This is a genomic window from Achromobacter maghribensis (genome assembly GCF_057334215.1).
The window spans coordinates 1-20263 of the sequence record NZ_JBHFII010000018.1 but is presented as its reverse complement, the minus strand read 5'-3'; the positions used below and the strand labels follow the sequence as shown (position 1 = coordinate 20263).

Annotated in this window: 22 protein-coding genes; 17 read left to right on the top strand and 5 right to left on the bottom strand. The window is 67.0% G+C overall.

Features of this window, described 5'->3' with window-relative positions:
- From ACE039_RS08250 to ACE039_RS08235, 4 genes are all read left to right on the top strand, one after another.
- Positions 1–476, top strand: a 476-nt coding sequence (locus ACE039_RS08250) for an acyl-CoA dehydrogenase family protein (protein WP_485822072.1), incomplete at its 5' end; no start/stop codon positions are given.
- A 66-nt stretch (positions 477–542) separates the two neighbouring features.
- Positions 543–2183 (top strand): AMP-binding protein, encoded by a 1641-nt coding sequence (locus ACE039_RS08245; protein ID WP_105560450.1) that lies wholly within the window; start codon positions 543–545, stop codon positions 2181–2183.
- A 21-nt stretch (positions 2184–2204) separates the two neighbouring features.
- Positions 2205–2630 carry an acyl-CoA thioesterase gene (locus ACE039_RS08240; protein WP_105560449.1) on the top strand — a complete coding sequence of 142 codons (426 nt, stop codon included), beginning with the start codon at positions 2205–2207 and terminating at the stop codon, positions 2628–2630.
- 51 nt (positions 2631–2681) lie between these two features.
- Complete coding sequence (locus ACE039_RS08235) at positions 2682–3089, top strand: RidA family protein (protein ID WP_105560448.1); 408 nt, start codon at positions 2682–2684, stop codon at positions 3087–3089.
- A gap of 12 nt (positions 3090–3101) precedes the next feature.
- Here ACE039_RS08235 and ACE039_RS08230 read toward each other — a convergent pair whose 3' ends face one another.
- Positions 3102–4082, bottom strand: a complete 981-nt coding sequence (locus ACE039_RS08230) for an AraC family transcriptional regulator (RefSeq protein ID WP_105560447.1) — start codon at positions 4080–4082, stop codon at positions 3102–3104.
- Between the two features lie 229 nt (positions 4083–4311).
- On the opposite strand from ACE039_RS08230, the gene ACE039_RS08225 reads away from it, so the two are divergent.
- Genes ACE039_RS08225 through ACE039_RS08200 form a run of 6 tightly spaced genes read left to right on the top strand, consistent with a single transcriptional unit; the run spans position 4312 to position 10087 of the window.
- Positions 4312–5490 (top strand): ABC transporter substrate-binding protein, encoded by a 1179-nt coding sequence (locus ACE039_RS08225; RefSeq protein WP_105560446.1) that lies wholly within the window; start codon positions 4312–4314, stop codon positions 5488–5490.
- 47 nt (positions 5491–5537) lie between these two features.
- Positions 5538–6782: a dienelactone hydrolase family protein gene (locus ACE039_RS08220; protein ID WP_485822071.1), complete on the top strand. Its 1245-nt coding sequence runs from the start codon at positions 5538–5540 to the stop codon at positions 6780–6782.
- Between the two features lie 9 nt (positions 6783–6791).
- Positions 6792–8135: an aromatic ring-hydroxylating dioxygenase subunit alpha gene (locus ACE039_RS08215; protein WP_485822070.1), complete on the top strand. Its 1344-nt coding sequence runs from the start codon at positions 6792–6794 to the stop codon at positions 8133–8135.
- Entirely contained in the window at positions 8126–8659 is a 534-nt protein-coding gene (locus tag ACE039_RS08210; RefSeq protein WP_105560443.1) for an aromatic-ring-hydroxylating dioxygenase subunit beta, read from the top strand. The genes ACE039_RS08215 and ACE039_RS08210 overlap by 10 nt, the downstream gene beginning before the upstream one ends.
- Positions 8659–9267: a cysteine hydrolase family protein gene (locus tag ACE039_RS08205; RefSeq protein ID WP_105560442.1), complete on the top strand. Its 609-nt coding sequence runs from the start codon at positions 8659–8661 to the stop codon at positions 9265–9267. The genes ACE039_RS08210 and ACE039_RS08205 overlap by 1 nt, the downstream gene beginning before the upstream one ends.
- A gap of 13 nt (positions 9268–9280) precedes the next feature.
- Positions 9281–10087, top strand: a complete 807-nt coding sequence (locus ACE039_RS08200; protein ID WP_105560441.1) for an SDR family oxidoreductase — start codon at positions 9281–9283, stop codon at positions 10085–10087.
- A 21-nt stretch (positions 10088–10108) separates the two neighbouring features.
- Here ACE039_RS08200 and ACE039_RS08195 read toward each other — a convergent pair whose 3' ends face one another.
- Positions 10109–11884, bottom strand: a complete 1776-nt coding sequence (locus ACE039_RS08195) for a DUF342 domain-containing protein (protein ID WP_485822069.1) — start codon at positions 11882–11884, stop codon at positions 10109–10111.
- Between the two features lie 241 nt (positions 11885–12125).
- Here ACE039_RS08195 and ACE039_RS08190 point away from each other — a divergent pair, with 241 nt between their 5' ends.
- Positions 12126–12878, top strand: coding sequence for a lytic transglycosylase domain-containing protein (locus ACE039_RS08190; protein WP_448708545.1), 753 nt, complete (start codon positions 12126–12128; stop codon positions 12876–12878).
- Between the two features lie 58 nt (positions 12879–12936).
- On the opposite strand, the gene hemL is transcribed toward ACE039_RS08190, so the two are convergent.
- Genes hemL through ACE039_RS08175 form a run of 3 tightly spaced genes read right to left on the bottom strand, consistent with a single transcriptional unit; the run spans position 12937 to position 15691 of the window.
- Complete coding sequence (hemL, locus tag ACE039_RS08185; RefSeq protein ID WP_485822068.1) at positions 12937–14214, bottom strand: glutamate-1-semialdehyde 2,1-aminomutase; 1278 nt, start codon at positions 14212–14214, stop codon at positions 12937–12939.
- A gap of 5 nt (positions 14215–14219) precedes the next feature.
- The gene (gene thiE, locus ACE039_RS08180) at positions 14220–14885 is read right to left on the bottom strand and encodes a thiamine phosphate synthase (RefSeq protein WP_485811171.1); all 666 of its coding nucleotides are present in this window, start codon (positions 14883–14885) and stop codon (positions 14220–14222) included.
- Positions 14882–15691 carry a hydroxymethylpyrimidine/phosphomethylpyrimidine kinase gene (locus ACE039_RS08175; RefSeq protein WP_485811173.1) on the bottom strand — a complete coding sequence of 270 codons (810 nt, stop codon included), beginning with the start codon at positions 15689–15691 and terminating at the stop codon, positions 14882–14884. The genes thiE and ACE039_RS08175 overlap by 4 nt, the downstream gene beginning before the upstream one ends.
- 156 nt (positions 15692–15847) lie before the next feature.
- Here ACE039_RS08175 and ACE039_RS08170 point away from each other — a divergent pair, with 156 nt between their 5' ends.
- The 6 genes from ACE039_RS08170 (at position 15848) to ACE039_RS08145 (ending at position 20139) form a co-directional block, all read left to right on the top strand.
- Positions 15848–16012, top strand: coding sequence for a rubredoxin (locus ACE039_RS08170; RefSeq protein WP_003814980.1), 165 nt, complete (start codon positions 15848–15850; stop codon positions 16010–16012).
- 153 nt (positions 16013–16165) lie between these two features.
- A complete protein-coding gene (locus ACE039_RS08165) occupies positions 16166–16753 on the top strand; it encodes a YqgE/AlgH family protein (RefSeq protein ID WP_105560435.1) in 588 nt (195 codons plus the stop codon).
- Positions 16746–17147, top strand: coding sequence for a Holliday junction resolvase RuvX (gene ruvX, locus ACE039_RS08160; RefSeq protein ID WP_105560434.1), 402 nt, complete (start codon positions 16746–16748; stop codon positions 17145–17147). Before ACE039_RS08165 ends, ruvX begins: the two co-directional genes overlap by 8 nt.
- Positions 17148–17168: 21 nt before the next feature.
- Entirely contained in the window at positions 17169–18092 is a 924-nt protein-coding gene (locus ACE039_RS08155; protein WP_485822067.1) for an aspartate carbamoyltransferase, read from the top strand.
- Entirely contained in the window at positions 18089–19399 is a 1311-nt protein-coding gene (locus ACE039_RS08150) for a dihydroorotase (RefSeq protein ID WP_485822066.1), read from the top strand. Before ACE039_RS08155 ends, ACE039_RS08150 begins: the two co-directional genes overlap by 4 nt.
- Entirely contained in the window at positions 19396–20139 is a 744-nt protein-coding gene (locus ACE039_RS08145; protein ID WP_105560431.1) for a lysophospholipid acyltransferase family protein, read from the top strand. The genes ACE039_RS08150 and ACE039_RS08145 overlap by 4 nt, the downstream gene beginning before the upstream one ends.
- Positions 20140–20263 lie beyond the last annotated feature (124 nt).

The following is a 20263-nucleotide window of genomic DNA, read 5'->3' as shown; positions in this document are numbered from 1 at the left end:
GCCTGGGCGATGCGGGCCAGGGGTTCAAGCTGGCCATGATGACGCTGGACATCTTCCGCGCATCGGTGGCGGCGGCCGCGCTGGGCTTTGCCCGCCGGGCGCTGGACGAAGGCCTGGCGCGCGCCAAGTCGCGCCGCATGTTCGGCCAGACGCTGGCCGATCTGCAACTGACGCAAGCCGCGCTGGGCGACATGGCGACCGCCATCGACGCCTCGGCGCTGCTGACGTATCGCGCCGCGTGGATGCGCGACGTGCAAAAGCTGCGCACCACGCGTGAAGCGGCGATGGCCAAGATGACGGCCACGGAATCGGCGCAGACCGTGATCGACCGTGCTCTCCAGATGTTCGGGGGCGCGGGGGTGGTGTCGGGGATGCCGGTGGAGAAGCTCTACAGGGAAATCAGAGCGCTGCGTATCTACGAAGGCGCCACCGAAGTGCAGAAGTTGATCATCGCCCGTGAATTGCTGAAGGCGTAAAGGGCCATCGAGCCCTGGCCATTCCGCAACGCCAACCACACCGCACCGCATAGCAAGGGGAATTTTATGGAAAGCTCCGCCCACATCGACACTTTCGCCCGGGACAATCTGCCCCCGGGCGACCAATGGCCCGAGTTCCTGCTGGACGGCCCCGACGTGGCCTATCCAAAGCGGTTCAATTGCGCCGTCGAGCTGGTCGACGCCATGGTTGGCCGCGGCTTCGGCGAGCGCGTCGCGCTGCGCTGGCGCCAGGACGGCAAACCCGCCGCGATGACTTACCGGGAACTGGCCGCGCTGACCAACCGCATCGCGCGCGTGCTGACCGAAGACATGAAGCTGGTTGCCGGCAACCGCCTGCTGCTGCGCGGGCCGAACAATCCGATGATGGCCGCCGCCTGGCTGGCGGCGATCAAGGCGGGCCTGGTGACGGTGCCCACGATGCCGCTGCTGCGCGCCAAAGAGCTTAAGCAGATCATCGAGAAGGCAGAGATCCAGGCGGTGCTGTGTGACGCCCGCCTGAAGGACGAAGCCCAGTTTTGCGCGCAGCCCGGCCACGAACACCATTGCGCCGGCCTGTCGCAGATTTTGTATTTCAATGACGCCGCGCCGGACGCGCTGGACGCATTGGCCGCGGCCAAGCCGGACGACTACACGGCTTGCGACACGGCGGCCGACGACGTGTGCCTGATCGCGTTCACCAGCGGCACCACGGGGGCGCCCAAGGGCTGCATGCACTTTCACCGCGATGTGCTGGCGATGTGCGACCTGTTCCCCAAGCACGTCATCAAGCCGGGGCCGGACGACATTTTCTGCGGCACGCCGCCGCTGGCATTCACGTTCGGCCTGGGCGGCTTGCTGTGCTTCCCGCTGCGCGTGGGCGCCAGCACGGTGCTGGCTGAAAAGCTGACGCCCGAAAGCCTGCTGGAACTGATCCAGGACTTCCGCGCGACCATCGTTTTCACCGCGCCCACGTTCTACCGCCAGATGGCGGCATTGGTCGGCAAGTTCGACCTGTCGTCGCTGAAGAAGAGCGTGTCGGCCGGCGAGGCCTTGCCGGACGCCACCCGCCAACTGTGGAAGCAGGCCAGCGGCATCGAGATGATCGATGGCATCGGCGGCACGGAAATGATCCACGTGTTCGTGTCCAGCCCGCCGGAGTCGGTCAAGCGCGGCGCCATCGGCAAGGTGGTTCCGGGTTATGTGGCGCAGGTGGTGGACGACGACATGAAGCCGGTGCCCAACGGCACGGTGGGCCGTCTGGCCGTCAAGGGGCCGACCGGCTGCCGCTATCTGGCCGACGAACGCCAGCGACGCTTCGTGCAGCAGGGCTGGAACCTGCCGGGCGACACCTTCATGCAGGACGATGAAGGCTATCTGTTCTACCAGGCGCGCAACGACGACATGATCGTGTCCGCCGGCTACAACATCGCCGGCCCGGAAGTCGAAGACGCGCTGCTGCGCCACGAAGCCGTGGCCGAATGCGGCGTGGTCGGCGCCCCATGCGACGAACGCGGCCAATTGGTCAAGGCGTTCGTCGTGCTCAAGCCCGGGTACACGCCCAGCGATGAACTCGTGGCGGCGATGCAGACTTTCGTGAAGGCCAGCATCGCGCCCTACAAATACCCGCGCGCGATCGAATTCGTGGCGGCGTTGCCCCGTACCGAGACGGGCAAGCTGCAACGTTTCGCGCTGCGCAAGATGGCTTGAACAGGTAACCGGGAAATCACCATGGCCGCTCCTTTCACCAGCCAGGTAGAAGTCCGCTTCCGTCATTGCGACCCGGCGGGCATTGTCTTCTACCCGCGCTATTTCGAAATGATCAACGACTTTGTCGAGGAATGGTTCGACAAGGGGATGGGGCTGCCGTTCCACGCGCTGCACGTCGAGCGCCACATCGGTACGCCGATGGCGTCGGTGACGTGCGACTTCAGCGCGCCCAGCCGCTGGCACGAGCGCTTGCGCCAGACGCTGGAAGTGCAACGCATCGGCGGAGCGTCGTTCAAGGCGCTGGTGCGGTTCGAAGGGCCTGATGGCCAATTGCGGTTGTCGGCGACGCTGACGATCGTGACCGTGGATCTGCGGACGATGAAGTCGATGCCGATGCCTGCGGACCTGCGGGAACGCATGCACGATTATCTGGCTGGCGCGGCGTAAGCGGCGCGGGCCACCCTGTAGTTTGTTTTCTTAAAAATAGGATGAGACGTTATGAAGATTCTGCAACCGCCGGATTGGATGGCGCCCCGGGGCTATTCGAATGGCGTGCTGACCGAAATGACGGTGGGCAGCAAGCTCGTGTTCGTTGGCGGGCAGGTGGGGTGGAATGGCCAGCAGCAGTTCGAATCGGATGATTTGGCGGACCAGGTTCGCCAGACGCTGTCGAACATCGTGGCGATCCTGGCCGAGGGCGGCGCGAAGCCCGAGCATATTGTCCGGATGACGTGGTATGTCACCGACAAGGACGAATACGTGGCGGCCTATCCGGCTATCGGCAAACACTACCGGGAGTTCATCGGCCGGCATTTCCCGGCGATGACGGCGGTGGAAGTGGCGGATCTGGTGGAGGATCGGGCGAAGGTGGAAATTGAAGTGACGGCGGTAGTGCCCGCCGCCTGATTTTCCGGCGCCTTACGCGCGCCGCGTTTCTCTCGGTAGTTCGCCGAAGCGTTCCCGGTAGTACTCCGAAAACCTCCCCAAATGCCCAAAGCCTACGGCCAGCGCGACTTCGGTCACGCTGGCGGCCTGGCCTGCCTTCAGCTTTTGCCTGGCCGTGTCCAGCCGCAGCGCCCGTAGCGCGTTCATGGGGGTCGTGTCGCGGTGTTCCTGGAACAGACGGGTCAGGGCGGTGGCGCTGGCGCCGGCGTGGCGGGCGATGTCGGTCAGGGTGAGGGGGGCGGACAGGTGGTCGCGCATGTAGGTTTCGGCCAGCGTCAGGCGGCGGGGGATGGACGGGGCCGGACCGGCCTGCGACTGCCAGGTGTTGGGCTGGTTGTACAGCAGGTGCAGGATCAGGCTGTCTTCCATGTGGGCAAGCCAGGCCGCGGGAGGGCGGGGAGCCCCGTCGTCCAGCGTGGGCAAGAGGTGGATCAGGGCGCTCATCATGCTGCGCCACACCGCGCCGATGGGGGTGTCCAGGCGTAGCGCGGGGCTGAAGTCCAGCGGACGGACTGCGGCGTCGCCGAACGCGCGTTGACCGATGGTTTCCAGCTTGTCGCGGGGGATCTTCAGCAGCAGTTGCTCGCAGCCGCTTTCCCAGTGCAGCCGCAGCGGGCGGTTGGGAGCGATGACGGCGGCGCAATCGGGGTTGGCGTCGACGCGTTCATCGCCGCATTCGATGCAGGCACGGCCGCGCAGCGGCACCTGCACCAGCATGAAGTCTTTCAGGCGGTCGGGTTCGATGTGGACTTCGGCGCCGTAGCGCAACGTACAGAAGGTCAGCGAACCGAACCGGCCCCGATTCAGTTCGGCATCCACGCGCCCGCCTTTCCAGGTCAGCCGGTGTTCCTTCAGCGTTTCGGACACGAGCGTGCGGGTCTCGTCCTGCTGGGTGGAGCTGAACACGCGCCGTTTCAGCAAGGGCGCAAGCGTGAGTCGGGACCAGCCGTGCATGGGTGCCTCCGGGACGGGAACGCTCCCGTATCTGCGGCCAGAGTAATTTAATCGTCCCCGGTTGGGAATTAAGTGAATCCCGGATAAAACTGACCATATTCGGATAGAGCGGGGCGGCCTGTCGGCATACGCTGGGAGGCGGCAAGGATCGGCAGCACGCATGAACCGACGACAGACGGGTTCTGTCAGCTTTCCGCCAGCGTGGCTGGCGGTGGAAACGGGGTGGCTCATGAATCGAAATCTCTGGAGCCGGCGCGCGCTGGCGGCGCTGGTCTGCATGGCAGCCGCAGCGGGGGCCTCGGCGGCCGACAAGGTCAAGGTGGGCTTGCTGACGACGCTGTCCGGACCGGGTTCGGCGCTGGGCAACGAGATCCGGGACGGTTTCAATCTGGCGTTGCAGCATACGGGCGGCAAGCTGGGCGGACTGCCGGCGGAAGTGGTGGTGGCCGACGATCAGCAAAAGGCGGACACGGGCCGTCAGGCCGTGGAGCGTCTGCTCAAGCGCGACCGCGTGGACATCATGACGGGCATCGTGTTTTCGAACGTGTTGCTGCCGGTGATGCCGGCGATATTGCAGTCGGGCACGATCTATCTCAGCACCAACACCGGGCCGGAAAACTACGCCGGCGCGGGCTGTAATCCGAATTTCTTCGCGGTGGCGTGGCAAAACGAAGACATCCCCGCCGCCATGGGCAAGTACGCCGCCGACCAGGGCTATAAAAGCGTGGCGTTGATCGCGCCCGACTATCCCGGCGGCCGCGAGTCGCTTAACGGATTCAAGCGCCTGTACAAGGGCGGCCTGTCCGAAGAGATCTACACCCAGCTTGGCCAGTTGGACTATGGGGTCGAGATCACGCGGCTGCGCGCCAGCAAGCCCGACGCGGTGTTCTTCTTCCTGCCCGGCGGCATGGGGGTGAACTTCATCAAGCAGTTCAACGGCGCGGGCCTGTCGAAAGACATCGCGTTGCTGGCGCCTGGCTTCTCGGGCGACGAGGACACGATCGCGGCGGTGGGGGCGCCCATCCAGGGGCTGCGCAATACCTCGCAGTGGGCCGCCGACCTGGACAACCCGGCCAACCGCAAGTTCGTCGAAGACTTCAAGAAGACCTACAACCGCAGCCCGACGCTGTACGCCTCGCAGGGCTATGACGCGGCCATGCTGCTGGATAGCGCCGTGCGCCAGACGGGCGGCAAACTGGAGGCGGACGCGTTGCGCCCGGCCTTGCGGCGCGCGGACTTCAAGTCGGTGCGGGGCGATTTCAAATTCAACCGCAACCAGTATCCGATCCAGAACTACTACCTGCGCGTCATCGAGGCGGGCGCGGACGGCAAGCTGGCCAACAAGCTGACGGGCACGGTGCTGACGCAGTACCAGGACCCCTTCGCCGCTTCGTGCCAGATGAAGTAGGGCGGCCCGTTTCACGCGATACGCATCACGCATTCAAGGAGAACCGCATGACCCTGAACATCACGACGCGCGAGGTCACGATTGCCTCGCACGATGGCAAGTCCTTTGGCGCCTACCTGGCCGGGCCGGCCGCGGGCCACGGCCCCGGCCTGGTGCTGTGCCAGGAGATCTTCGGCGTCAACGATTTCATGCGCCGCGCGGCGCAGTTGCTGGCCGAAGAAGGCTATGTGGTGCTGGTGCCCGACCTGTTCTGGCGGCAGCAGCCCGGCATCCAGCTGACCGACGGCCCGGCCGACATGCCACGCGCGTTCGAGCTCTACCAGGGCTTCAATGTCGAGCTGGGCGTGAAAGACATCGCGTCCACGATCGCCGAGCTGCGCAAGCTGCCCGAGCAGCAGGGCGGCGTGGGCGTGCTGGGCTATTGCCTGGGCGGCAAGCTGGCTTATCTGGCCGCCTGCCGTACCGATGTGGACGTGGCCGTGGGCTACTACGGGGTGGGCATCGAAGACTGCCTGGAAGAGGCGTCCGCGTTGCGGGGACGGCTGGTGCTGCACATCGCCGAGCAGGATGGCTTCTGTCCGCCCGCGGCGCGCCAGCGCATCCTGGAGGCGCTGGGCGGCAAGCCGGGCGTGGAACTCTATGTGTATCCCGGCATGGATCACGCGTTCGCACGCACTGGCGGCGACCACTACGACAAGCCGTCCGCCCTGATGGCGCACCAGCGCAGCATGGCGGCCCTGCAGCGTGCCATCGGCCCCGAGTTCGATTATTCGGCCTTGTGGGACAAACACTGCGAATATGAATTCGGCACGCGCGACGTGGCGGCCACCATGGCCACGATGGTCGCCGAACCCTATGTGAACCATATCCCGACGATGACGGGCGGCGTGGGCCACAAAGAGCTGTCGCGCTTCTATCAGCACCATTTCGTCAACAGCAACCCGCCCGACACGCGCCTGATCCCGTTGTCGCGCACCGTGGGCGCCACGCAGATCGTGGACGAACTGCTGTTCTGCTTCACGCACACGACCGAGATCGACTGGCTGCTGCCCGGCGTGGCGCCGACCGGCCGGAAGGTGGAGATTCCGCTGATCGCCATCGTGAAGTTCCGCGGCGACAAGCTCTATCACGAACACATCTACTGGGACCAGGCCAGCGTGCTGGTGCAGGTGGGCCTGCTGGACCCCAAGGGCCTGCCCGTCGCGGGCCGTGAAACCGCCGCGAAGCTGCTGGATGAGACCCTGCCGTCCAACACGCTGATGGCGCGTTGGAAAGACAGCGAGCACAAGTAGGAGGGCGACATGTCTTACTCGCAAGAACAACTGGCCGCGATGGTGCGCGGCGACAGCGTGCACCGCGGCGTCTACACCGACCCCGCCATCTTCGACCTGGAGATGCAGCGCATCTACGGCCAGGCCTGGATCTACGTGGGCCACGAAAGCCAGGTGCCCAAGACGGGCGACTACCACACCACCCGGCTGGGCGACCAGGACGTGCTGATGGTGCGCGCCACCGACGGCAATGTGCACGTGCTGTACAACCGCTGCCCGCACAAGGGCGCGAAGATCGTGGCCGACGGCGAGGGCTGCGTGGGCAAGTTCTTCCGCTGCCCCTACCACGCCTGGACCTTCAAGCTGGACGGCAGCCACCTGGGCGTGCCGCTCAAGCAAGGCCTGGAAGGCACGTCCTATGATCCGGCGGACCCGTCGTTTTCGATGCGCCGGCTGGCGCGCGTGGAAAGCTATCGCGGGTTCGTGTTCGCCAGCCAGGCCAAGGCAGGGCCGGCGCTGACGGATTTCCTGGGCGGCGTGCGGTCGTCCATCGACAACCTGTGCGACCGTTCGCCGGTGGGCGAGGTCGAGGTCGCGGGCGGCATCTTCCGCGTGATGCAGCGATCAAACTGGAAGGTGTTCTACGAGAACCTGCACGACACGATGCATGCCCGCGTGACCCATGAATCGTCCTACGCCGCGGCCCGTGACGAGGCCAAGGAGATGGGCGAAATGCCGCTGGAGCTGCACATCATGGACGGCAACGGCGAACCCTATGAATTCTGGGAAAAGCTGGAATTGCGCGCCTACGACAACGGTCATGGCTACATGGAAGGCATCTTCAACCCCGGCGCCGCCGAGCGCGATCCGGTGTCGCGCGCGCACTTCGAGACGCTGACGGCGGCCTACGGCGAGGAACGCGCCCGCGAGATCCTGGGCATGAACCGCCACAACACGGTGATCTACGGCAGCGGCTCGCCGCATACCGTGTTCCAGCAGTTCCGCGTGATCCGCCCGATCGCCGTGGACCGGACCTTGATCGAGATCCAGACCTTTCGCTGCAAGGGCGCTCCGGACGGCGTGTTCAAGCGCGCCATGCTGTATGCCAACGTCATCAATTCGCCGTCGTCCAACGTGATGCCGGACGATATCGAGCTCTATAACCGCTGCCAGGAAGGCAACGCCACGCGCGGGGGCGAATGGGTCAGCATGCATCGCTACCACGGCAGCGACCGCAGCGACGCCGACGGCATGGTGTCCGTCAATGGCACCAGCGAATTGCCCATGCGCAACCAGTTCCGCGCCTGGAAGACCTACATGGAAGCCGGCGCGGCGTCGAACGCGCCCGCCACGGGAGAAGGCCCATGCTGCTAGACCTGGATTTCGACGTTGCCACCACCGGTTTGTCGCCAGCCGATGTGCCGGCGGACGCCTATCACCGCATCGCCCAGTTCCTGTACCGCGAGGCGCGGCTGCTGGACGAACGGCGCTATGACGACTGGCAATCGCTGTGGACGCCGGACGGCATGTATTGGATGCCGCGCGTGCCGGGCCAGCAAAGCCCATACGACCATATTTCGCTGTTCTGGGAAGACCGCATGTTGCGCGACGTGCGCATCCGCCGGCTGGAGCATCCCCGCAACTGGTCGCAGCAGCCGCCCACGCGCAGCGTGCGGTTGGTGGGCGGCGTGCAAGTCGAAGGCGTGGACGCAGGCGGCAACCTGGTGGTGCATTCCGCGTTCCAGATGACCGAATGGCGCAAACGTCAGCCGCGCCAGCTGGCGGGCCGGTACACCCATAAGCTGGCTGCCGAGGGCGACAGCTGGCGACTCCGCATGAAGCGCGTGGACCTGGTCAACTGCGACGACGCGCACGACGTGTTCGAGGTGTTTGTGTGATGGAATCGGATGCCGCGGTGCTGGCGCTGCACTACCAGAACGACGTGTTGCATCCCGACGGCAAGATCCGTGTCGGGTTGGACGCCGACAGCGGCGCGCGCCAGCGCCTGCTGGACAACGCCGCCGCCCTGCTGGACGGCGCGAGGGCGCGGGCGCTGCCTATCGTGCACGTGCGCATTGCCTTCCGCCCCGATTACGCCGACCTGCTGCCCAACTGCGCGATCTTCCGCAATGTGGCGACGATTGGGGCGGTGCCTGAAGGCCAGTGGGGCAGCGCGTTCTACGAGGGCCTGCAGCCGCTGGCCGGCAGCCCGCGTGAATTCGTCGTGAAGCACACCCGCATCAGCGCGTTCTATGGCACGCCGCTTGAAGAAACGCTGCGCGTGATTGGCGCGCGCCGGTTGGTCGTGGCCGGCGTGGCCACGCATTCCGTCGTGGAGGGCACGGTGCGGCATGCCGCCGACATCGGCTTCGAGGTGATGGTGGCCGAAGATGCTTGCGCGTCGGCGGACGAAGCCGTGCACCGGGCGTCGCTGGCCAGCATGCGCTTGATTGCGCAAACCGGCTCGGTGGCGGAGGCCGTGCGCTGGGCCGCCGCGCCGCATTGATCAAGGACTATCCATGGACTTTTCAGGTTTTCCCGGCTTGGCCGGCAAGACGGCCATCGTCACCGGCAGCACGCAGGGCCTGGGCGCCGATATCGCGCGCGGCCTGGCCGCGGCGGGCGTCAATGTGGTGCTGGTCGGGCGCAATGCGCAGGCGGGCTTGGCGCTTCAGCAGGAACTGGAGGGCCGGGCGTTGTTCTGCGAGACCGACATCGGCGAAGACAGCCAGATCCAGCGTTGCATTGATGCCGCGCTGGCGCGCTTTGGCCGGCTGGATGTGCTGGTCAACAACGCTTGCCAGTACGCGGACCGGGGGCTGGCGTCCTCGCGCGCGGAATGGCACAGCACGCTCGATACGAATCTGGTGTCGGCCGCGATCTTCACGCAATTGGCGGCGCCGCACTTGCCGCGCGGCGGCGTGGTCGTGAACCTGGGCAGCACCGGCGGCAAGTTCGGCGCGGCCGGGCGCGCGCTGTATCCGGCATCCAAGGCGGCGCTATTGCAGATCACCAAGAATTTCGCGGTGGAACTGGCGCCGGCCGGCGTGCGCGTGCTGGCGGTGTCGCCGGCCTGGACGTGGTCGCCTTCAGTTGAACAGTTATCGGGCGGCTCGCGAGAGGCGGCCGACGCCGTGGGGGCGCATTTCCATCCGCTGGGCCGCGTGGGGTCGGGTAGCGAAATCGCCGCCGCGGTTTGCTTCGCGTGTTCGGATGCGGCGTCGTGGATGACGGGTGTGGATATCCCGGTGGACGGCGGATTCTCCATCCTGGGACCCGACCGCGGCATTTCGCCACGGGTCTGGTTCAAGGAACTGGCGCCCTGATCGGGCCTGCCGGCGGCACGGTCAGCGGATGACGATCTCGCCTTCTTCCAGCCCGGCTTTGCCGCCGACCTGGTCTTCCAGGAATTCCTGCATCTTGTTGCCCAACTGAATCTTCGCGCCGCTGCAAAAGCGCCGCGTTGCCGTGATGACGGCGGTGTGCAGCGGCTGCAGGTCGCGAACCAGTTGCGCTTCTTCCGCGTCCAGCGCCAGCAGGTCGCCACTGAGCTTGCCGTGGGTGTTGCGAGCACGTTCCACCACGTCGCCGGGGGCGCGCTGAGGGTTGGCCTTCAGGAACATCAGCAGTTGTTCCAGTTTGGCTTTTTCCTCGTTCATTTTCAGGCGTTTGCGCGTCAGCGCGGAACGCTTGATGTCGGCATGCGGGTCCAGCCCCGCCTGCACCATCGTCGGAATGCCCGACGGCGAACCGATGGTGCCGGCGCGCACGGCGTTCAAGGCGCGGGTCTGTCCGCCGGTGATGGCGCTTTGCTGCGTGTTGGGCGGGCCAACCAGCACGCTGCCGCCAGCGGCGATGCTGCTCTGCCGGATCTCGCGTTCCACTTCCACGTCCTGCCCCGCGCTGATGATCGCGTTCTCGATGAACTTTGCTTTCAGCGCGCCGCCACAGACGATGTGGGCGGTGCGGGCGGTGGCGGCCGCGTCCTGCAAGGCTTCAGCCATGCCGATGACGCCGCCTTTGACGGTCACGCTGCCGCCGGCTTCCACCAGCGCGGCTTCGATAGTGCCGTTGACGACCACGTCGCCCGTCACGCGGACTTCCATGGTGGCGGCGATGTCGCCGCGCACTTGCAGCGACCCTTCAAACGTGATGTTGCCCGTGGACAGGTTGACGGCGTCGACTTCCACCATCGGGTTCACCTGCACGCCCTGGCTGATCAGCTTGGGCGTGCCGGCGATCGTGGCGCGCAGCAGCAGCGGATCTTCGGGGTCGATTTCCACGCCCGAGATGTCCTTGGAAAAGGGCGTATCGGGCATTTCGTCCGGCAGGACGGGTTCGCCCAGCACGTTGGTGCCGTCCACGCCAGGCAGCGGAGGCACCCTGCGCATCAGCGGCGTGCCGGGCGACACCAGCAGCAGGCTGCCCAGGTCGCGGTAGTCCACCTGGGCCAGTTCGTCGATTTCCTGCGCGCGGGGCTTCAGGCGGTCCAGCAGGCTTTCAAAGCGGGTCGGGGTGCCGCGCGTGGGCGGCGTGCCTTGAGCGATCACCACGGTGGCGGCGCGACCCTGTTCGATGGCATCGGCCATGGCCTGTGGCAGCACGCCATGCACGATGCCGCGGTCGGCGACGGCGTGGCACAGCGCGTCCAGGGTCACGGGCAGACCGCCTTTGGGCGGGTACAGGGTCAGCAGCGCGGTCATGCGGGTGGGGTCGAGTTCCAGCTCGAACGAGCCGTCCACCACCTGCCCGACGGGGAATTGCACGGGCTCGACGGCACTGCGGCACCGATCGATGAAGGCCAGCACGGCGTGGTTGTCCAGCGCGTCGGCGCTCAAGCCTTGCGCGACGACGGCGGCGGCGAGCGTGTCCCAGCTGGGCAGGTCTTGGTTGACGAAGGGGGCGGCGTCCACGGGGACTTCTGCCTCGGCGTCGGCGTCCGGTTCCTGGTCGGCCTGGCCGCCAGCCGTGTCGGCGCCGCCTAAGGCCTCGATAGCCTCGGCGGTGGGGGGGCCATCATCGTCCGCGGGTGCCTCGGCGGAGCGGGGCGGCGGCGTATAGATGGCCGTCAGGACGTTGGTATTGGCGTCCAGCACCAGCTGGAGCGTGTTTTCTGCGTCCATCTCAGCCTCTCCTGCCTGGCGCTCATGGGCTGCCAGGTTCATTCATTTGGTAAATAAACGAAATATTGCGACATATTCTATAGTAATCGTCCGACGTATGCCGTAGTTTCGGCCCTGTTTTACATAGGGAAATCGAGCGGTGGCGCCGGACTAGGGCGAAGGGCCGAGCGACAAACGCGGTCCGTCGCCGCAGCATAGGGGCTCGCCAACCCGTCTTCGGACGCCGCCTCCGCCCCGCCCCATGCGCCACCATCCCTTTTCCCTCTTGCCTGCCCTGCGCGCCTTCGCGGCGCGGGGCGCAGGCATGGCGGCGATGATGGCCTTGGTGGCGGGTGCGCTGGCGCTGGCGCCCGCCCGTCCCGCCCAGGCCAGCGAGATCTACCGCTACAAAGATCCGTTCGGCGTCTGGCGCGCCATGAAGGTGCCCACGGGCTATGCCAAGTATTACAAGCGGGCGCAGGCTCGCACCGCGTGGCGGGGCAATGGCATCAAGGCCTGCCTGGACTGTCCGCCTCGGGCCGGTGACGGCGCGCGGTTGAGCGCGCTTGCGCCGACCTCGCGGGCCTTGCGCTGGGGCGACGCCAAGCCGTCCACCGCCCATGACGGGCTGATCGCTCGTGCGGCGCAGGACTCGGGGGTGGATGGGGCCTTGCTGACGGCCGTTATCGCCATCGAATCGGGGTTCCGCAGCGACGCGCGGTCGCCCAAGGGGGCGCTGGGCCTGATGCAGCTGATGCCGGCAACGGCGGCTTCGGTGCTGTCGGTGGACGATATCGAGCGCGCGCTGGTGGATCCGGCGACGAACGTGCGGGCAGGGTCGCGCCACCTGCGCCGGCTGATCGACCAGTACCCGGGCCGTCTGGACCTGGCGCTGGCCGCCTACAACGCGGGGGAGGGGGCGGTGCGCAAGTACGACGCCGTGCCACCCTATGCGGAAACCCAAGCCTATGTCAGGGACGTGACCGCCCTGTACGAGCGCTATAAAGCGCCCTGAGCCGGCATGTGCCAGCCGGGCGTCGGCTCAGGGGCCCCCAAGCCGGCGCGCCCGCCGCTTACATCGCGGCGAAGACCTTTTCGGCAATATCCAGCGTGGACGTGATCACGGCGTCGTCGTGCGTGGCCGAGACGAAGCCTGCTTCGAACGCGGACGGCGCGAAGTGCACGCCGTGGTCGAGCATGGCGTGGAAGAAGCGATTGAACGCCGCGGTGTCGCACGTGGAGACTTCCGCGAACGAGGTCGGGACCTGGTCGCTGAAGTAGATGCCGAACATGCCGCCCACGGAATCGGCCGAGAAGGCCAGCCCGGCGGCGCGCGCGCGTTCCTGCAGCCCTTGGGCCAGCTTTGCGGTCTGGGCCGACAGCTTGTCGTAGAAGCCGGGTGCCGCGATCAGGCGCAACGTGGCCAAGCCGGCGGCAACCGCCACCGGGTTGCCCGACAGCGTGCCGGCCTGATACACGCCGCCCAGCGGGGCGATGTGTTTCATGATCTCGGCGCTGCCGCCGAAGGCGCCCACCGGCATGCCGCCGCCGATGACCTTGGCCAGCGTGGTGATGTCGGGCTTGACGCCGGTCAGGCCCTGCACGCCCTGGGGGCCGACGCGGAAACCGGTCATCACTTCGTCGAAAATCAGCAGCGCGCCGTGTTGCGTGCAGACCTCGCGCAGGCCTTCCAGGAAGCCGGCCGTCGGCTTGATCAGGTTCATGTTGCCGGCTACCGGCTCGACGATGATGCAGGCGATGTCGTCGCCATGCTGGGCGAAAGCCTGGCGCACGGCGTCCAGGTTGTTGAATTCGAGCGTCAGCGTGTGCGACACGAATTCCGGCGGCACGCCGGCCGAACTGGGGTTGCCGAAGGTCAGCAGGCCGGAACCGGCCTTGACCAGCAGGCTGTCCGAATGGCCGTGATAGCAGCCTTCGAACTTCACGATCTTGGCGCGGCCGGTGGCGCCGCGCGCCAGGCGGATCGCCGTCATGGTGGCTTCGGTGCCGGAACTGACCAGGCGCACCTGCTCCAGCGAGGGCAGGCGCGAAATCAGCACTTCGGCCAGTTCGATTTCGGCTTCGGTGGGCGCGCCGAACGACAGGCCGTTGACGGCGGCTTCCTGCACCGCGCGCACCACTTCAGGGTGCGAATGGCCCAGGATGGCGGGGCCCCAGGAGCCCACGTAATCGATGTACTGCTTGTCGTCCGCGTCCCATACGTACGGGCCTTGCGCGCGCTTGATGAACCGCGGCGTGCCGCCGACGGAGCGGAAAGCGCGCACGGGCGAGTTGACGCCGCCGGGGATGCTGCGGCAGGCGCGTTCGAAAAGCTGTTCGTTACGGGACATGGCGTTCAGGGCTTGCGGTTGGGGTTGACGATAAAGGGCGCGGAGCAGGCCGCGGCGGCGGCCCGGATGCTGGGCGCTTCGAAAAGTGCGGTGATGACGGCAACGGCGTCGGCGCCCGCCTGGGCCACCAACAGCGCGTTGTCGGGCGTGATGCCGCCGATGGCGATCACCGCGGGCCGGGGCGCGTCGCGCTCTTCGACCAGGCGGCGGGCTTCGGTCAGCACCGACAGGGGCGCGCGCACGGTGTCCGGCTTGACGGTCGAGGCGAACATCGCGCCGAAGGCGATGTAGTCGGCGCCGGCATCCAGCAGTTCGCGGGCGCGGGTCAGGTCGTCGTAGCTGGAGCCGCCCAGAATCAGGTCGGGGCCGGCTTCGGCGCGGATGCGCGCCAGGCTTTCGTCTTCGCGGCCGACGTGGGCGCCATCGGCGCCGACGTCCAGCGCCAGACGCCAGTCGTCATTGATCAGGAACACCACGCCCAGTTCGCGGCACAGCGGCGCCAGCGCGCGGGCCTGCTCGGCACGCACCGCGTCGGGCACGTTCTTGCGGCGCAGTTGCAGCGACCGCATGCCGCCCTCGGCGGCTTTGCGCACGGCCTGCATCAGGCGATCGGTATCGTCCCATTCAGGGGTGACGCCATACAGGCCGGCGGGAAAACGCAGCGGTTTCATTGCGGTTGGATCCGGTTGGGGATGCGCCGGCCCATGCCCGGCAGGAAGCTGGCGGCCACCGAGGCGTCGGCATGCGCCAGGCCCTGGCGCACGGCGTCGGGCATTTCCAACCCGCGCGCCAGCATGGCGGTGATGGCAGTGGCGGCCAGGCCGCCGGCGTCGCCGTTGCGGTCCGGGGGCGCCTGCCACGGCCAGGTGTGCGTCTGGCCGTTGGGACCCAGCAGCACGTTGGCGTAATGGCCGGGGCGTTGGGGGCTACCCAGCACCAGCACCCATTCCGCCCCGGCCGCCACCAGGGCGTGCATGGGCGTCGGTGCGTCCCCGATATCGATGTCACCATCGGCATGCCACTGGGCCAGACGCAGGTGTTCGATGACCAGCAGATCGGTCTGTGGCAGCACCAGTTCCAGGGTGGCGGCCAACAGGTCGTCGGCGTCGTCCTCGTCGGCGGCGTCCACCGGCAAGGGCGCGCGCTGGCCCAGGTGCAGCACCAGCGGAACCTGGCTGTAGTCGGCGGCGACCTGGGCGGCCACGCTTGCCGTTTCAGCGGTGTATAGTCCGCCCACCTTGATCGCCTGCACGGACATGTCTTCCAGCAGGCAACGGGCCTGATCGTCCAGCATGTCGGGCGAAACAGGATGGATTTCTTCGATGCCGGCAGTGTCCTGCACGGTCAGCGCGGTAATGGCCGCCAGGCCGTGACAGCCCAGACGGGCGCAGGTGACGGCGTCCGCGGGCAAGCCGTCGGATCCCGAGGGATCGAGCGGGCCGAAGACCAAAACGAGAGGGGGAGTAACGGGGGCCACGTGGACAGCGCTTGAGTGAGGGTGCCCGGACTCATTTTGAGGTGAATCAGGGGAACCCCTATTGGGTTTCGGTAAGATTGTCCCCATTCTAATGGAAGCCCCCCACCTTTGCCCCGCCACGGGGATGAAGGCCGGGAATTGATGTAAGAGAGAACTATGCGTACTTGGATGTGTCTGATTTGTGGCTGGGTCTATGACGAAGAGGCCGGCCTGCCCGACGAGGGCATTGCTCCTGGCACCCGCTGGGAAGACGTGCCGCCGAACTGGGTCTGTCCCGAATGCGGCGCCCGCAAAGAGGACTTTGAATTGATGGAAATCTGAACCCGATCCGCTGACCTATTCCGCCAGGGCTCGTACGATGGGGCAAGCCCCCATCTCTCGTAACCGCAGGACGGTCTGCCACCAGGCAAGCAGGGCCGCGCATGGCGCGCGCCCCGTCCTCGGTTCTTTCAGACTACCCATGAAGGGGTTGCCATGACGGAAAAACACCACGAAGCCGCCTCGACGCAGGCGGCCAACTTTGCCAATCAGTTCCTGATCGCCATGCCGGGCATGGTCGAGGGCAGCTTGGCCGGTTCTGTCATATACGTATGCGAACACACCGAGCGCGGCGCGCTGGGCCTGGTCATCAACCGGCCCACCGACCTGACGCTGGGCACGCTGTTCGAACGCATCGAGCTGACGCTTGAAATCGGCCCCATCAAGGACACGCTGGTGTTCTTCGGCGGCCCGGTGCAGACCGACCGCGGCTTTGTGCTGCACGCGCCTGCGGGCGACTACAGCTCCAGCATCAAGATGGGCGCGATGGCGTTGACGACTTCCCGCGACGTGCTGCAAGCCGTGGCCGACGGCAACGGGCCCGCCCGCATGCTGGTCACGCTGGGGTATGCCGGCTGGGGCGCCGGGCAACTGGAAAGCGAAATGGGCCAGAATGCCTGGCTCAGCGTGGGCGCCGACGACCACATCATTTTCGATGTGCCTCCCGAAGACCGCTATCCGGCCGCATTGAAGCTGCTGGGCATCGATCCGGTCATGCTGGCGGGCGACGCGGGCCATGCCTGAAGAGACCCTGCTTGGTTTTGACTTCGGCGAAAAGAAGATCGGCATCGCCATCGGCAACACGCTGACGCGCCAGGCGCGTCCGCTGGAAATCATCTTCAGCGAAATCCGCGACGCGCGTTTCGGCCGCATCGCGGCGCTGCTGCAAGAATGGCAGCCCCACCGCGTGATCGTGGGGCTGGCGCTGGACGCCGATGGCGGTGAGCAGCCGGCCACGGCGCGTTGCCGGCGCTTCGCCAACCAACTGCACGGCCGCTTCGGCATCGCCGTCGAACTGGTCGACGAACGCGGTTCCAGCATGGAGGCCCAGCGCCTGCTGGGCACGCACGCGGCCGACGACGCGATGGCCGCGGCTGTTATCCTGCAACGATACCTCGACACCCTGCCTGCGTCCTGAAGCACGCGGCCCGGCCTGCCTATGCTCAATCCGCAACTTGATCGCCGCGGCGAACTCATTCATCTGCTGACAACGGAAGGGTTGCCACGGCGCCATGTCGAGCGCCTGCTCGACGCGGCGCGCGTGCTGGCCGAGAACGCGGCCCCGGCCGCCGCGCCGCTTCCCGTTTTTCTGTCCCTGCCTGACGACCCCGCGTGCCGCGATGCCTACGCCGAGGCGGCCGTGCGCCTGTCCCTGCTGCCTGTCGTCCTGGACGCGCCGGGGGCGGATGCCCAGGCGGGCGACGCACTGGCCCGGACGGTGGCTGGCCTGGCGCCGGGCGTGCTGGTGCTGCGCCATGCGGCAAGCGGCGCGGCCCATTGCGCGGCCGCGCATGCCGCGCCGGGCCTGCGTGTCGTCAGTGCCGGCGATGGCTGGCATGCGGACCCGCTGCCGGCGCTGGCGCTGGTGCAAGCGATGCGCGACATCAAGCAAGACCTGACCCATCTGGCCGTGACGCTGGTGGGCGATATCCGCCATTCGCCGGTGGCGCGCTCGGTGATCCACGTCATGACCACCCTGGGGGTGCCCGAAGTGCGCGCCGTCGCGCCGCGCACCCTCTTGCCGGACAACCTGCCGCAACTGGGCGTGCGCGCGTGCGCGACGCTGCAAGAAGGCTTGCAGGATGCCGATGTGATCATCGTCCTGCCCCTGGACGTCGAACGGATCAGCGGCGCGCTGCTGCCGTCCGCGCGGGAATACGCCCAGCTTTACGGGCTGACGCCCGCCGCGCTGGCCGCCGCCAAGCGCGATGCGCTGCTGCTGCCGGCCGGCGCGTTGACCCCCGGCGTGGAAGTGGATGGCGACGTGGCCGCCAGCCTGCCGCCCATCGAGGCGCAATTGGCCGTGCAGCTTCAGTGCTTGCGCGTGGCCACCCTCCACGTACTGACGGAAGACGCGCCATGAGGCTGCACATTGCAAACGGCCGCCTGATCGACCCCGCCAACGGCGTGGACGGGCGGCATGACATTTACACGGCCGATGGCCGCGTGGTGGCCGTGGGGATGGCGCCGGACGGCTTCCAAGCCGACCGCGTGCTGGATGCCGACGGCCTGGCCGTGCTGCCGGGCCTGGTCGATCTATCGGCCCGGGTCTTGCAGCCCGCCGGGGCAGGCGGCGTGGCCACGGGCGCCGCCTTCGCGCCTGCGGAGCTGCGCGCGGCGCGGGCCGGCGGCGTGACGCGCCTGGTGCTGCCGCCGGAGCCCGACGCCGCGCTGGATGAGCCGGGCAAGGTCGACGCGCTGATGCGCCAGGCCGACGCCGGCCAGGCTCGCATCCATCCGCTGGGCGCGATGACCGTAGGGTTGGCGGGTGAAACGCTTGCGGAAATGGGCCTGCTGGCCCGGGCGGGCTGCATCGCTTTTTCGCAGGGCGAGCAAGGCGTTGCCGATACGCGGGTGCTGTGGGGCGCGATGCGCTACGCCAGCGGCTCGGGCCACACCTTGTGGCTGCGCCCGCAAGATCCGTGGCTTGCGCGTGGCGCGGTCGCGGCCAGCGGCGCCTACGCCGAACGTCTGGGGCTGGAAGGCCTGCCGCCGGAAGCCGAGACCGTGGCGATGCAGACGATTTTCGAACTTCAGCGCGCGACCGGCGCCCGCGTGCATCTGACCCGCCTGTCCACCGCGGCGGGGCTTGCGCTGCTGCGGGCGGCCAAGCGGGAAGGGCTGCCCGTGACCGCCGACGTGTCCGCCCACAACCTGCACCTGACCGACGTCGATATCGGCTTTTTCGATACGAATTTCCATCTATCGCCGCCGCTGCGCGGCCAGCGCGATCGCGACGCCATCCACGCGGCGCTGGCCGAGGGGCTGGTCGACGCGTTGTGCTCGGACCATACGCCGGTTGATGCCCGGGGCAAGGCGGCGCCGTTCCCGGCGTCGGCGCCCGGCGCGACGGCGTTGGAGTTGCTGCTGTCGCTGACGCTGAAATGGGTGCGCGACCGCCGCCAGCCCCTGGTTGACGCGTTGGCCCGCGTGACATCGGGCCCGGGCGCCGTGCTGGCCAGGCTGACGCCGGACGCCGCGCAGGCGGGCCAGCTGGGCGTGGGCGCGCCGGCGGACCTATGCCTGGCCGACCTGGATGCCGAATGGCTGGTGATGCCGGCAGCGCTGCAAAGCCGCAGCGTCAGCACCCCGTTCGCGGGTATGATGCTGCCCGGTCGGGTACGCGCCACCGTGGTCGGTGGCCGGCTGGCCTGGGAGACTTCAGTTTGAAGCTGCTGCGCTTTGTCTTACGGCTGGCACTGGTGCTGCCTTTGATTGTTTTCGGCCTGTTTTGCGTAGGAGCGGTCTACCCTTTCCTGCGGCCAACATCCCGTGCATGGCTGAACCGCACGTGGTCGCGGGCGTTGATGGCGGCCTGTGGGCTGCGGGTCGTCTTCAAGGGCGAGCCGCGTCTGACGGGGCCGGTGCTGATGGTGGCGAACCACGTTTCCTGGATCGATATCTTCGTGCTGAACTCGGCGCGCGCGACGTCGTTCGTGGCCAAGAGCGAGATCCGCGGCTGGCCGGTGATTGGCTGGCTGGTGGCGGGAGCGGGCACGCTGTTCATCGAACGCGGGCAACGCCACGCGGTGCACGCGATGGGAGAGTCGATGCAGGTGCGCTTCAAGCAGGGCGACGCGGTAGGCTTGTTCCCGGAGGGCACGACGAGCGAAGGCTTCGATCTTCTTCCTTTCCACGCAAGCCTGTTCGAGCCGGCGCGTTCCGCGGCAGTAGAAATCCAACCCGTGGCGTTGCGGTTTTTGCGCGACGGCAAACGTGATGGATTCGCGGCGTTCATCGGCGAAGAAAGCCTGGTGGCAAATCTCTGGCGCGTGATGGGAACGACGGGGCTGTCTGTCGAAGTGGTGTTCTTGCCTGTGTTGCCGGCAAGGCATGCAGACGGGAGTTTGCCGACGAGGCTGGAGCTGTCGCATCAGGCTCGAGATGCGATTCTTGAGGTGCTTACTTAAGTGGTTCTTTAGGGATACTTATGTGGTTTTTGTGATGGGTGGCGGGGGTGTCGTTGGTGCTTGGGGCTTCGTAGGTGTCTTGGGCTTTGTTGGTGCATTCGTGGCTTCGTGGGACGCTCGTCGC

Bases quoted from the DNA above. Each gene is read 5' to 3' on its own strand.
- ACE039_RS08245 (WP_105560450.1), top strand. From the start codon at position 543: ATGGAAAGCTCCGCCCACATCGACACTTTCGCCCGGGACAATCTGCCC.
- ACE039_RS08240 (WP_105560449.1), top strand. From the start codon at position 2,205: ATGGCCGCTCCTTTCACCAGCCAGGTAGAAGTCCGCTTCCGTCATTGC.
- ACE039_RS08235 (WP_105560448.1), top strand. From the start codon at position 2,682: ATGAAGATTCTGCAACCGCCGGATTGGATGGCGCCCCGGGGCTATTCG.
- ACE039_RS08230 (WP_105560447.1), bottom strand. From the start codon at position 4,082: ATGCACGGCTGGTCCCGACTCACGCTTGCGCCCTTGCTGAAACGGCGC.
- ACE039_RS08225 (WP_105560446.1), top strand. From the start codon at position 4,312: ATGAATCGAAATCTCTGGAGCCGGCGCGCGCTGGCGGCGCTGGTCTGC.
- ACE039_RS08220 (WP_485822071.1), top strand. From the start codon at position 5,538: ATGACCCTGAACATCACGACGCGCGAGGTCACGATTGCCTCGCACGAT.
- ACE039_RS08215 (WP_485822070.1), top strand. From the start codon at position 6,792: ATGTCTTACTCGCAAGAACAACTGGCCGCGATGGTGCGCGGCGACAGC.
- ACE039_RS08210 (WP_105560443.1), top strand. From the start codon at position 8,126: ATGCTGCTAGACCTGGATTTCGACGTTGCCACCACCGGTTTGTCGCCA.
- ACE039_RS08205 (WP_105560442.1), top strand. From the start codon at position 8,659: ATGGAATCGGATGCCGCGGTGCTGGCGCTGCACTACCAGAACGACGTG.
- ACE039_RS08200 (WP_105560441.1), top strand. From the start codon at position 9,281: ATGGACTTTTCAGGTTTTCCCGGCTTGGCCGGCAAGACGGCCATCGTC.
- ACE039_RS08195 (WP_485822069.1), bottom strand. From the start codon at position 11,884: ATGGACGCAGAAAACACGCTCCAGCTGGTGCTGGACGCCAATACCAAC.
- ACE039_RS08190 (WP_448708545.1), top strand. From the start codon at position 12,126: ATGCGCCACCATCCCTTTTCCCTCTTGCCTGCCCTGCGCGCCTTCGCG.
- hemL (WP_485822068.1), bottom strand. From the start codon at position 14,214: ATGTCCCGTAACGAACAGCTTTTCGAACGCGCCTGCCGCAGCATCCCC.
- thiE (WP_485811171.1), bottom strand. From the start codon at position 14,885: ATGAAACCGCTGCGTTTTCCCGCCGGCCTGTATGGCGTCACCCCTGAA.
- ACE039_RS08170 (WP_003814980.1), top strand. From the start codon at position 15,848: ATGCGTACTTGGATGTGTCTGATTTGTGGCTGGGTCTATGACGAAGAG.
- ACE039_RS08165 (WP_105560435.1), top strand. From the start codon at position 16,166: ATGACGGAAAAACACCACGAAGCCGCCTCGACGCAGGCGGCCAACTTT.
- ruvX (WP_105560434.1), top strand. From the start codon at position 16,746: ATGCCTGAAGAGACCCTGCTTGGTTTTGACTTCGGCGAAAAGAAGATC.
- ACE039_RS08155 (WP_485822067.1), top strand. From the start codon at position 17,169: ATGCTCAATCCGCAACTTGATCGCCGCGGCGAACTCATTCATCTGCTG.
- ACE039_RS08150 (WP_485822066.1), top strand. From the start codon at position 18,089: ATGAGGCTGCACATTGCAAACGGCCGCCTGATCGACCCCGCCAACGGC.